8 protein-coding genes are annotated in these 12461 nt (G+C 36.0%); 2 read left to right on the top strand and 6 right to left on the bottom strand.

The window, feature by feature from the left end; genetic code table 11:
* Positions 1–46: 46 nt before the first annotated feature.
* Both DMB65_RS01300 and DMB65_RS01295 read left to right on the top strand, forming a co-directional pair.
* Entirely contained in the window at positions 47–346 is a 300-nt protein-coding gene (locus tag DMB65_RS01300; RefSeq protein WP_110304863.1) for an ArsR/SmtB family transcription factor, read from the top strand.
* Between the two features lie 6 nt (positions 347–352).
* Complete coding sequence (locus tag DMB65_RS01295; protein WP_110304862.1) at positions 353–1459, top strand: NADH:flavin oxidoreductase; 1107 nt, start codon at positions 353–355, stop codon at positions 1457–1459.
* A gap of 688 nt (positions 1460–2147) precedes the next feature.
* On the opposite strand, the gene DMB65_RS01285 is transcribed toward DMB65_RS01295, so the two are convergent.
* The 6 genes from DMB65_RS01285 to DMB65_RS01260 form a co-directional block, all read right to left on the bottom strand.
* Complete coding sequence (locus DMB65_RS01285; protein ID WP_110304861.1) at positions 2148–4364, bottom strand: glycoside hydrolase family 3 C-terminal domain-containing protein; 2217 nt, start codon at positions 4362–4364, stop codon at positions 2148–2150.
* Positions 4365–4568: 204 nt separating this feature from the next.
* Entirely contained in the window at positions 4569–6134 is a 1566-nt protein-coding gene (locus DMB65_RS01280; protein WP_230470569.1) for a DUF6377 domain-containing protein, read from the bottom strand.
* Positions 6135–6244: 110 nt separating this feature from the next.
* Entirely contained in the window at positions 6245–8503 is a 2259-nt protein-coding gene (locus tag DMB65_RS01275) for an acyl-CoA dehydrogenase family protein (RefSeq protein WP_110304859.1), read from the bottom strand.
* Between the two features lie 101 nt (positions 8504–8604).
* The gene (locus DMB65_RS01270; RefSeq protein WP_110304858.1) at positions 8605–9009 is read right to left on the bottom strand and encodes a GNAT family N-acetyltransferase; all 405 of its coding nucleotides are present in this window, start codon (positions 9007–9009) and stop codon (positions 8605–8607) included.
* A 68-nt stretch (positions 9010–9077) separates the two neighbouring features.
* Positions 9078–10580: a glycosyltransferase gene (locus tag DMB65_RS01265; protein ID WP_110304857.1), complete on the bottom strand. Its 1503-nt coding sequence runs from the start codon at positions 10578–10580 to the stop codon at positions 9078–9080.
* A 268-nt stretch (positions 10581–10848) separates the two neighbouring features.
* Positions 10849–12429, bottom strand: coding sequence for an NADP-dependent glyceraldehyde-3-phosphate dehydrogenase (locus tag DMB65_RS01260; RefSeq protein WP_110304856.1), 1581 nt, complete (start codon positions 12427–12429; stop codon positions 10849–10851).
* Between the last annotated feature and the right edge of the window lie 32 nt (positions 12430–12461).

Below are 12461 nucleotides of genomic sequence, written 5' to 3'. Positions count from 1 at the left end.
ATTTTTAATTAATTCACATATCGAGAAAAGTCGATATATTTGTATCATGGAACAAGTAGAAATTTTTAAGGCATTGTCCAACAAGTCCAGATTACAAATGCTGGAGTGGCTAAAAGAACCAGAGACAAACTTTCCTGAACAAATCACTGCAGGATTTGAACATGGTGTTTGTGTTGGTCAGATACAAGCCAAGGCTGGACTTACGCAATCTACAGTTTCTGAATATTTGTCGATTTTGCAACGCGCCGGATTTATAGAATCTACACGTGTCGGACAATGGACATACTACAAACGCAACGAAAGTGCCTTTGAAGCACTCAGTAAATTAATTCAATCTAATTTATAAATTATTATGAATACAAATAGTCTGTTTTCGCCATTTGACCTGAAAACACTACATCTTAAAAACAGAATTGTGATGGCTCCCATGACGCGATCCTTTTCTCCAAACGGAATTCCAACTGACGAAGTTGCTACTTACTATCAAAAAAGAGCTGAAGGCGAAGTTGGCCTGATATTATCTGAAGGAACTGTTATCGACAGGCCTTCATCATCAAATGATGCTAATGTCCCGCACTTTTATGGAGAGGATGCATTAAAAGGCTGGAAAAAAGTTATTGACGGAGTTCATGAAGCCGGAGGTAAGATGGGGCCGCAGATCTGGCATATGGGAATTATGGACAACCATCATTCAGGATGGGTACCCCCTGCTCCTTTCGAAGGTCCTTCAGGATTAAACAGACCTGATTTTAATAACGGCAATACAATGTCTGAAAAAGATATTGAAAACACAATTTTAGCCTTTGGAAAAGCAGCGGCTGATGCCAAAAAATCAGGTTTTGACACTATCGAAATTCACGGAGCACACGGTTATTTGATTGATCAGTTTTTTAGAGCCGAAACTAATTTACGTACCGATGTTTATGGTGGAAAAACGCTGCCTGAACGTAATCGTTTTGCCATTGAAGTAATAAAAGAAATCAGAAAACAAGTTGGAAATAATTTCGCCGTAATCATGCGTTTTTCTCAATTTAAACCTTCTGATTACAATTATAAACTGGCAAAAAATCCACAGGAGTTAGAAGCCTGGCTGAATCCTATTGTTGATGCCGGAGTCGATATTTTACACTGCTCACAAAGAAGATTCTGGGAGCCAGAATTTGAAGATTCTGACTTGAATTTTGCAGGATGGGCTAAAAAAGTAACAGGCGCTCCCACTATTACGGTAGGTTCTGTTGGTTTATCGAATGATTTCTTTGGTGCGTTTGCAGGAGAAAGTTCTGAACCAACTTCTTTAGAAGAATTAAACCGACGTTTCGACAGGGGCGATTTTGATTTAGTTGCCGTTGGAAGACCTCTCCTTTCAGATCCAAACTGGGTGACTAAAATTAAAGCAGGAAAAACAGATCAATTAAAAGGTTTCAGTAAAGAAGCTTTGGCAGAACTGGTTTTAGAATAAATTTAAAAAAAAGGTTTAAAGTGACAAAGGTTCAAAGTGGTTAAGTTTTTTTCTTTCCCTGAGTCTGTGAAACTTTGTCACTTTGAATCTACCTATAGTATTTAAGCTACTTTCCTTTTTTGAAAATTGATGCTAAAGCCATCTTCGAACCAGTTCGTCGTACATTTTCAAACATAATAAGCAAGTACAATACTGACAACCAATACCCCAATACCTAACAGATATTCATCCTGTAACGAAATTTTATCATCTACACCCCAGGCTGTAAACCAATAAATCAGTAGATAATGTGCAATAGAGAGCGGATACGAAATGTCACATACAACTTTACAGATTTTTAAGCGAAAACAGATTTTTTATTCACCTCCTGATCCCATTGGTATTATTAAAGGGAATATCCGAATAATGCAAAACGATTCATGTAAACCGTTCATCCAAAGGCTATTTTCGTCTCCAATTCTTGGCACCATAAGTACAATTGCTCTGGAAAGCAAAATTCCCCCGAAGAAGGGATATAATAAACGTGTAAACCCAATATTTATTTGTTCAGGATTGAGTGACTAGCCTCCAATAAATTAATCCGAACTTTTTTCGTCTTTTTCAGCTAATTACTTCAAAAATTAAAAAGCAAAGCTGCAACTTTTTACAATTACAGCTTTACAACCAACCAATTTTAGAAATAATGAAATTATTGAAGTGAGAAATTCACTTTAGATTTTATATCTGTTGAGGATGCACCAACAATAGCTTCAAAAACTCCGGGTTCTGCAACCCATTCGTGTTTTTTATCGTCAAAAAAGCTCAAAGCCGTTTTATCTATTGTAAAAGCTACTGTTTTTTCTTCACCCGCTTTAAGCGAAATTTTCTCAAACCCTTTTAATTCCTTTATCGGGCGAGGCAATGACGATTTTAAATCGCTGATATAAAGCTGAACAATCTCTGAACCTTCCCTGTTTCCGGTATTTTTTACTTTTACTGAAAATGTAATCTGCTCATTGACTGACAACTGTTTTTTATCAGCCGTTACTTTTCCGTACGCAAAAGTTGTATAGCTCAATCCGTGACCAAAAGAGAACAATGGTTTTGCTTTTTGTTTGTCTGCCCAACGGTAACCTACAAAAATACTTTCATTGTATTTCACCTCATCACCACCCGGAAATTCACCTAAAGCATGTGATGCGTTATCAGATAATTTTACAGGAAAAGTAAAACTCAGTTTTCCTGACGGATTTACATCACCTACTAAAACATTTGCCAATGCATTTCCGGCTTCAGTACCTAGAAACCATCCCTGCACAATCCCCGGAACTTCTTTAACCCAAGGCATTGCTGTGGCATTTCCTGAAATATTTACAAAAACTATATTCTTATTTACTTTTACTACTTCAGTAATTAATTTATCCTGATTGTATGGAAGTCCTAAATCTTTACGGTCTGCTCCTTCAGCATCCTGATTATCGCTTTTGTTTAATCCTCCAATAAAAAGTACTATATCGGCATCTTTGGCAACCTTCAAAGCCTCAGCAGTCAATTCAGCAACAGAACGTTTGTCTTCTAAACTCACTTTTGCTACTACTCCGTTATAATTGCTTGTCGGATCGCCAACATAACCCCGGGCGAATACAATCTCAGCCTGATTACCAATTCTTTTCTTTAAACCTTCAAGCGGAGTGATTTCATATCTTGCTTTTAATGATGAGCTTCCTCCTCCAACTGTCATCATTTTGATAGCGTTTTCACCAATCACAGCTATTTTTTTAGTCTTAGAAAGATTAATGGGTAAAATATTGTTGTTATTCTGAAGCAATACAATTCCTTCTTCAGCAATTTTCAAACCTGCTTTTGCATGTTCTTCTGTTCCGAAAGAACCGAAAGGTCTTTCTTTATTCATATTTGTCAGGAAAGACAAACGCAAAATACGACGCACTTTTTCGTCTAATTCTTTAGTTCCTGCTTCCCCTTTTTTTATCATTTCAGAATACGGCTTTGCCAGGTAATAATTATCATACGCATTACTTGTCCCCCAAGAAAGTCCGTTTGTCCAGGAACCAAACTCCATATCCAAACCGTTGTAAATAGCCTGTCTGGTATCATGAACTCCTCCCCAATCTGAAATAACAACACCTTTGAATCCCCATTCACCACGAAGAATATCATTAAGTAAAAACTCATTATGACAACAATGCTGTCCTTTGTATCTATTGTAGGAACCCATAATTGCCCAGGTATCGCCTTCCTGAACGGCTGCTTTAAAAGCCGGCAAATAGATTTCGTACAAGGCACGGTCATCTACAATTACGTTGACCGAATTACGATTAGTCTCCTGATTGTTCAGGGCAAAATGTTTTACACAGGCAGCCACACCATTTGATTGAACACCCTTGATGTATGGAACAACCATTTTGGATGTCAGGAAAGGATCTTCTCCCATATACTCGAAGTTACGGCCGTTTAATGGGCTTCTGTAAATATTTACACCAGGCCCTAAGAGTACATTTTTATTTCGAAAACGGGCTTCTTCTCCCAATGATTTTCCATACAAAGAGGCTAATTCTTTATTCCATGTGGCAGATAAAGCAGTTAACGCCGGAAAAGCAATACAGGAATCGTTTGTCCAGCCTGCCTGATCCCACTCATCCCATTTGACTTCAGTACGAATTCCGTGCGGACCATCAGTCATCCAGTTTTCAGGAATTCCTAAACGCGGTACACCCGGCGAACTAAATTTAGACTGCGCATGAATCATGGCAATTTTTTCATCAGTTGTCAGTCGCCAAAGTGCATCTTCTACACGCTCATTAATTGGCTTTTTATCATCAAGATAATTTGGAATTTTATGTTGTGCATTAATTCCAAATGAATTCAGTAAAAGTAAAACCACTATTACTTTAACGTTTTTAAACATACCTTCTTTATTTATTGTTCATTACTATATTTTTTAGACTTACATTTCAAATGCTTTCTAAATAATAAGGTAAAACTAAAACGTTATTGCATTGGTAATAATTTTGAATAAAAAAAGTAGTGCTTAAAAGAATTAAATCATTAATAAACAAATACTTAAAAGCAAATAAATATTAAAAAAAGTAGTAATTTTAAAAGTAAACAATTAGGATTTCTGAGAAATCAGACCTATTTTCATTACCATTTCTTCAAAATCATTTCGGGAAACTACAGCCTTATTTCTGGCTTTGGTTCGGTAATTATAAATGGTGCTTAAGGAATAACGAAGGAAAGCAGCAATTTTTACACTATCTGTTATTCCAAGTCTTATGAGTGCAAAAATTCGAAGTTCTGTGTTAAGCATTTCTCCTTGCTTCAATACAATTTGCTCGTCGTTAACAAGTAAGGCATTAAAATCTTTTACAAAAGTGGGGTATAAGTTTAAAAAGATGATGTCGAAATTTTTATATAATTCCTCCAGCTCATTATCAACCAGAGTCGTCGATTTGAGCATTCTGTAAATCTCATCAAATTGTTTGGCTGTCGCTTTTTTATTTAAAATAACACGGTAATTTTCTAACTTATTAATGTAAGCAGAACACAGATTAAAGAAATGTGCAATGTATTCTTCTTTGATATGATTGGATTCAGATAATTGCGCATTTCGATCCTGAAGCTGCTTATTCGTTTCGGTAATATCTTTGTTTAATTCGGCTAATTTTTGGCTGGATTCATAAAGTTCTCCTCTGATTCGGGATACTTTTTTCATTTGTTTGTAAACGTAAATAATGGCGACAATTAAAAAGAGGGATAACAGACTAATACATAAAAGATAGACCTTAAGTTCTGTTTTTCTTTGGGCTTCCCGCTCTAAATAAGCCGTATTGATAATCGAATACACTTGTGACATCAAAAGCGTACGGAATTGTACATTGCAATAAAGAGCATCTTCAATAGCCGATTGAGTGAGTTTATAAGCCATATCGACATCTCCCAAATCATAGAAAACCATTGCCAGTTCCTGTAGTGAAGCATTATCTTTTATGGCTTGTTTAATATCTGAGGTCGCTGAAAGAGCATAATATTTTTTGACTAATTCTATCTGATTGGTCTTTTCTGAAATATTTCCCAAAAGATACGTAATCATAGCATATTGCGGATTATCATCTTTTCTGTCTTTCAACAAAACCAGCAGCTCCTTCTTGGCAATATCAAATTGCCTGTGATAAATGTTTTTCTGAATCTTATTGATTTTATAATCTAACGAACTGGGGTTTAAAACTCCCAGCAATGAGTCACGATATTTACCAATTTGACCAAGAAACTCTCTATTACGGCTGTTTGCATTATAATGTTCATAAAATTCACGATAGGTAATATAATAATTTGCCAATAATGATTTTTCTAATTCTTTTTTACTGATACTTTTTAAAATGGTTTCTGATTCACGATACTTTCCTGATGAAGAATAAAGGTTTGCCAATTGCAATTGAGCCAGATTCAGTAATTTTTTTTCACGAAGCTCTTCAGCGATCTTAAGGTTTTTCTTTACATAAAAAATAGCCGAATCTGAATTGAATTTCTGATACTCTTTGTATAGGGCTTCATTATAATTATACTCCTGCTCCTTTGAAAGATTTTGTGATTTTAGTTTTTTAAAATTTAAGATGCGTTCTTCTTTTAAGCGGACATAATGCTGTTTGTTTTTAACAGCATCGTTTAGCTTATTCAAAATAGTATCTTTATTATTCGATGAATAACAAAAAAAGGAAACCAGGAGCGTTATAAAAAACAGAAAATAATTTTTCAAGTGGCCAGCAAATAAGATTTATAAATTTACAATTAAACAGCAATTGGAGCCGCCAGACAACTCTGCGGAATATCAAATGTATTTACCAAAGAAAGCGCATCCGGTCTGATGTCCCAGCAAAGCTGATTGACCATTTTACGGATGGTTTTGGTTTTTACCGCTTCCATATAGCCATCTTCAAGGTACCAGCCTTTGTTTTTTTCTATTTGTGAAAGTGCATACAACTGATTCAATTTCAACAAAATACTCTTAATTTTTGCATCTTCCACTTTTGAAATCGCAATTTGAAATTGTTCCAGAACAACTCTTTCCAAATAAGCCTGAGCCACATCGATCATTTGGTGCTGAACCACATTAAAAGCATCATACGCTTCCAGACCTTCATCAATCAGCTTTTTGACACGTCTTGCTGCCGATGCTAAAATTGTTTTTTCCCTGTGTACAAAAGCCTGCAGATGAAACTGATCGTCAAGCAAATGTTCATCATCAGTTTTGCGGGTAATGATTGGATTTTTTTCAGCAATCGCTGTTTTGGCATTTTCATACACATAATTAATGATTCCAAAAGACCCCATTTCGCCAAATGATTTTCTGAATTCGGCCAGACGGTTTTTGGCAACCAATTGCATCAAAACGGTATTATCACCTTCAAAAGTGGTATAGATTTCAGTATCGTTTTTTAATGCATCAATTCTATTTTCAGACAAATATCCTTTTCCGCCAATAGCTTCTCGGCATTCCTGCAAAATATCTCTGGTGCTCCAGGTCGAATAGGATTTCATTCCGGCTGCTAAGGCTTCGATTTCCTGCATTTCAGACTCGGTTCTGTTTAAAAAACGACTGGTAAGATATTGTAGTCCAAAATGAACCGCATAGGTTTTTGCCAAATGCGGGAGCAATCTGCGTTGGTGCATTCTGTAATTTAAAATTGGAACTTCAGGATCTCCTTCGGGTCCGAATTGTCTTCTTTGATCGCTGTAGCGAATGGCAATGGTAAGACCGGATTTCGCTGCTGCCAAAGCCGAACGCGGAATCCCAATTCGGCCTCCAACCAAAGTGCCCAGCATCGTAAAAAAACGTCTGTTGTCACTTGGAATCGGACTTTCGAATTCGCCTTTGTCATTTACAGAAGCAAAACGGTCCAGCATATTTTCCTTTGGAATTGCCACATTTTCAAAACGGATTGTTCCGTTATCCACTCCGTTAAGTCCCATTTTATGACCACAATCGCCAATTGTAATTCCGTTTAAAATATTTCCCTTGGTATCCCGCAACTGCACTATAAAGGCATTTACACCATAATCGTGACCGTCAATAATCAGTTTGGCAAAAACGGTCGCCATTTGTCCGTGAACTGCGGCATTGCCTATGTATTCTTTCTGTGCTTTTTCGTGAGGTGTGTGAATAGTAAATGTCTGATCGCTATGATTGTAAGTAGCTGTTGTTTCAAGTCCTTTTACGTTCGATCCGTGATGGGTTTCAGTCATCGCAAAACAGCCCGGAAGTTTTAAGGAGCCAATATCTTTTAAGTATTTAGCATAATGCTTCTCTGTTCCTAATGACTGAACACTCATTCCCCAAAGTCCAAACTGCACTCCAAATTTTATCACCAGACTCAAATCGTGGTAACTCAGCGTTTCCATAATTGCAAAATAATCTGCAATGTTTTCCTCTCCGCCATATTGTTTCGGATACGCCATATTTCCGAAGTTTTCATCGGCTAAGATTTTGCACCAATTGTAAACCGTCTGACGATAGACATTGATATCTGTTGAAGTTTCATAAGCAAACTCAGGTCTTGAAATAACCGATTTTACTTTTTTTATAATTCTAGATTCGTTACCATCCAGAATTTCAGTAAGTTTTAAAACATTAAAATTGTTATTGGTTTGAGAAGTTGCCGTAAAAGAATCGGCTTTTGTCTTGAAGTTCTGAATTAATTCTTCCCCTAAAACACCAAGATCATTTTCCAGTTTCGTAAACTTTAATTCTAATCCTGAAATATCAAAGTCTTTTTCAGAAAGTGCCAGCGCAATATCAAAAATGCATTTTACAGATGCTTTATCTTTAATACTTTTTTCAATATCCGATTTCCATTGCATGAGTTCCTTTCGCGAAGGCGGATTAGAAATATCCACTTTCGAAAGAAGGTATTGTTGCTCTTCAGACGAAAGCTGGGCCAGAGAATTAATAAACTGCTGCAGTGTAGAAAACTCTTTTTGGGTTAAAAGATCATCTGACCAAACAAGATATAAAAGTGGTATAAAAGCCTTCATTTTCGAATCGTTCATAGTAAACTAAAATAGTAATTTGTCTGTGGTTAAATTAAGATAATTAATTGAGGTTTTCTATAAATCAAGCTCAATTAGGATTTTTTTCACATTTCAATAAATCAAAGGCAAATCTCCATAATGGTAAATTCCTGACCTGCTTTGGTAAAGGTTTTAAAAGTATCTGTCATGCCTAACTTTTCATAAAACGATTTTTTACCGCATCTGGCATTGCACCAAACTCTTTTTACATCCTTTTTTTCGGCTAATTCAAAAATATACTTTAAAAGTTCAGAAGCTATTCCCTGACCCTGAAACTCTTTTAGAGTAGCCAGTTTTCTAAATTGCATTGCATTATCTGAAATAAAACAAGATACAATTGAAACGAGTTTTCCTTGTATAAAAAAGCCTAAATGGAAGCCCAATTCATCTTCTTCCAACTGCACAAATTCCAAAGGCTGATCCGGCCACATTACTTCATGCCTGATTTGCCAGGTATCCGAAGCTTTAATTAATTTTATCATCATATTAAAAAACAAAAACCGTCTAAATCCACAAAGGAACAGACGGTTCTAAAATAATCTAATTTTTTATTTTATTTCGCTAACGGACTATATTGTTCTAATGTAAAATATTCTTCTGTTTTCTTTTCAGACAGCCCACGAGTCAGCCATCCTTTTTTATGTGCCGTAACAATAGCATACGGAGTGATCCAAAACAGGCTGAAGGTATAAAACACACTATAAGAATATGCCCAAATTGATTCAGAATAACTATATTTTTTACCGTAAAAGAAAGCTGAAAAACTGGATATAATTAGTATGCTTAACAAGGTAGAGCTAAAAAACAACAGCGGATGTGTGGCGATAAAAAAGAACATAAAGATTAAGTATGGAAAAGACATTATAATTTTTGCGGTCTGGTCTAAGTACAAAAGTCTGGTTCCTAATTTGGATTCACTTCTGAAATTTTTAAAAACATATTTTGCCATCATCAGGTTTTCACGAACGTTGCTTCTCCCCCATCTGATCAACATTTTATACAATCCTGTATATTCTTCGGGAACATTAGTTAATACAACCGAATTTCTTTGAAACAACACTTTATATCCCTGTTTCAAAATCATATTGGTCATCGCACGATCTTCTCCTATGTCTGATGGTTCGCCCATAAAAGTCTGATTGATCCATTCTTCCAGGCACGCAAATAGCGAAGTTTTACGATATGCGGCCAAAGCTCCCGGAGTACAAAACACTGACCCCAATACACTTTCTACAGAACGCACAAATTCAAAACTCATTACAAAACTTATGTTCAGCATTTTTGGAAGTATTGCTTTTTTATTGTTCAGCACATGAACATTTCCGGCAACAGCCCCGCATTTTTTGTTGTGGACAAAAGGGCTGACTAAATTTCGTAACGTGTCTTTTTTTACAATAGAATCACTGTCCACGGTTACAAAAATCTCGCCTGTTCCCAATTTAAACCCTCTGTAAAGCGCGTGACGTTTTCCTTTGTTTTGAGGCTGCTGATAAATGGCTAAACGGTCTCCCAATTTTATTTTGGCCTGTTGGATCCAATACCAGGTATCATCTTTACTTCCGTCGTCAATAGTCAGAATTTGCATTTTATCTTCCGGATAGTCACTGTCTGCCAAACTTAGTAGGGTTTCCCAAACCAGTTTACCTTCATTATAAGCCGGAACTATAACTGTACAAGTAGGCAGTAAATCATCTGAAACAGATTCAATAGGCTTATATTTGAAATAAAGAAATGACTTGTACAGAAAAACTCCGGCTTTGAAAAAAAATAAAATGGCAGCCACGATCAAAAATGGAAAACCTATTGTAGATTCTATTCTTTCGAATTGAAACTGTTCAAAATCTGACTGGAATTTATAAACCAAAAAAGCTCCTGTAAATAGTAAGGTAACAGTGCCACTAAGAATAAAAACCGGTAATAGATTTAAAGTTTTACTGATAGCTTTTGTTGCAGCTTTCTGATTCATTTCAAAAACAGTATTTTGTAAAATGTGCTCATTTTTATTTTTTCTCTTTGTTGAGTAAAATTGTTTTGAAGTTATTGTTTCTATTTCCATGTGATGTTGATATTAATTCCTGAATGGTCTTTATTAAATGTTGTTGTATATCATTTTACAAGCGTTATACCAATAATCCTTAGGCCAGATTATCAATGAATTAACCAAATAACAACAAAAAATTGATGTGTAAATTTTACCCATTCACGCTCATTTTACACAGCTGTCAGCGTGTACTATCAATTTTAAGATCGAAAAAATCTATAAAGAAAAACCGCCTGATTCAGAAGAAAAAGGCGGTTTTGAAAATTAATATATAATCTGAAAATTATAAAATATAATCTGTATTGATGAAATTAGATTCTTTACTGTTCAATAATTCCTGAAGGATTTCATTATTATAAGCAATGTCTTTTGACGCCACAAACGTACGGATAGAGAACGAACGCAATGCATCCGGAATACTCAATGTTCCTACTGCTGAATCTTTACGACCTGTAAACGGAAACGCATCCGGTCCTCTCTGGCAAGAACTGTTTAAATTTACCCTGCACACTAAATTTACCAAAGCATCAATAAGTGGAGCCAGGGTTTTGATGTCTTTACCGAATAGACTTACTTGTTGTCCGTAATTTGATTCAGCCATATCTCCTAAAGGCTCATTGATATCCTTGAAAGAAATAATAGGCACTACTGGTCCAAATTGTTCTTCATGATACACTCTCATATCTTTATTTACTGGATATAAAACTGCCGGAAAAATATAATTTTCTGAATGTTTCCCTCCTTTTGTATTTAAGATTTTTGCTCCTTTACTTGTAGCATCATCAATTAATCCCTGAATATATTCTGGTTTTTCCGGTTCAGGAAGCGGTGTTAAAGAAGCTCCTTTTTCCCATGGATTTCCAAATACCAAAGCATCAACTTTTTCTGAAAAACGTTTATTAAATTCCTCGGCAATAGACTCATGCACATACAATACTTTCAAAGCTGTACAACGCTGACCGTTAAAAGATAATGATCCTGTAATACACTCCTGAATGGCCAAATCCAAGTCTGCATCCGGTAAAATAATCGCCGGGTTTTTAGCTTCTAGACCTAAAATCAAACGCAGTCTGTTTTTATTTGGATGCTGATCCTGCAAAGCAATTGCAGATTTACTGTTTCCGATTAATGCCAGAACATCAATTTTGCCTGACTTCATAATAGGAGACGCTACTTCACGACCTCTTCCGTATACGATATTGATAACGCCTTTGGGGAAACTGCTTCTAAACGCTTCCAACAATGGCGAAATACATAAAACGCCAAATTTTGCCGGTTTAAAAATTACGGCATTTCCCATAATCAATGCCGGAATCAACAACGAGAAGGTTTCGTTAAGAGGATAGTTGTAAGGGCCAAGACACAGAACAACACCAAGAGGTCCGCGACGGATCATCGCATTTACGCCCTGAACTTTAGAGAATTTAGAACTGCGCCCGTTTAATTCTTTATAACTGTCAATTGTATCCTGAATGTATTCAACGGTTCTGTCAAATTCTTTTTGCGAATCGCCTAGGTTTTTTCCAATCTCCCACATCAAAAGTTTCACCACCTCTTCACGGGTTTCCTTCATTTGTCTTACGAAGTTTTCCATGCATTTGATCCGGTCAATCACTTTCATGGTTGGCCATAACCCCTGACCTTTATCGTAGGCAGAAGTAGCAGCTTCTACTACCTCGGCAGCTTCTTTTTCGGCCATGAACGGGATAGATCCTAATAAGGTAGGCGCATATTTTTCTGTAGAAGAAATAGTTGAAAACACCGGAGTTGTCTGACCTATCCACTGTTTTAATTCTCCGTTTACAAGATAAGTATCCTGATTTAGAAGTTCTTTAATTTGATATTCATCGGGTATAAAACTCATAATCTGGTAGTTTTAGTTTTAGTTATTTAATT

This window comes from Flavobacterium cheongpyeongense (genome assembly GCF_003202435.1).
Lineage (GTDB): Bacteria > Bacteroidota > Bacteroidia > Flavobacteriales > Flavobacteriaceae > Flavobacterium > Flavobacterium cheongpyeongense.
This window is presented reverse-complemented; position numbering and strand designations above follow the sequence as displayed.

Excerpts from the sequence above, each read along its gene's own strand:
- DMB65_RS01270 (WP_110304858.1), bottom strand. The coding sequence starts at position 9,009 with ATGATGATAAAATTAATTAAAGCTTCGGATACCTGGCAAATCAGGCAT.
- DMB65_RS01300 (WP_110304863.1), top strand. The coding sequence starts at position 47 with ATGGAACAAGTAGAAATTTTTAAGGCATTGTCCAACAAGTCCAGATTA.
- DMB65_RS01275 (WP_110304859.1), bottom strand. The coding sequence starts at position 8,503 with ATGAACGATTCGAAAATGAAGGCTTTTATACCACTTTTATATCTTGTT.
- DMB65_RS01285 (WP_110304861.1), bottom strand. The coding sequence starts at position 4,364 with ATGTTTAAAAACGTTAAAGTAATAGTGGTTTTACTTTTACTGAATTCA.
- DMB65_RS01295 (WP_110304862.1), top strand. The coding sequence starts at position 353 with ATGAATACAAATAGTCTGTTTTCGCCATTTGACCTGAAAACACTACAT.
- DMB65_RS01265 (WP_110304857.1), bottom strand. The coding sequence starts at position 10,580 with ATGGAAATAGAAACAATAACTTCAAAACAATTTTACTCAACAAAGAGA.
- DMB65_RS01260 (WP_110304856.1), bottom strand. The coding sequence starts at position 12,429 with ATGAGTTTTATACCCGATGAATATCAAATTAAAGAACTTCTAAATCAG.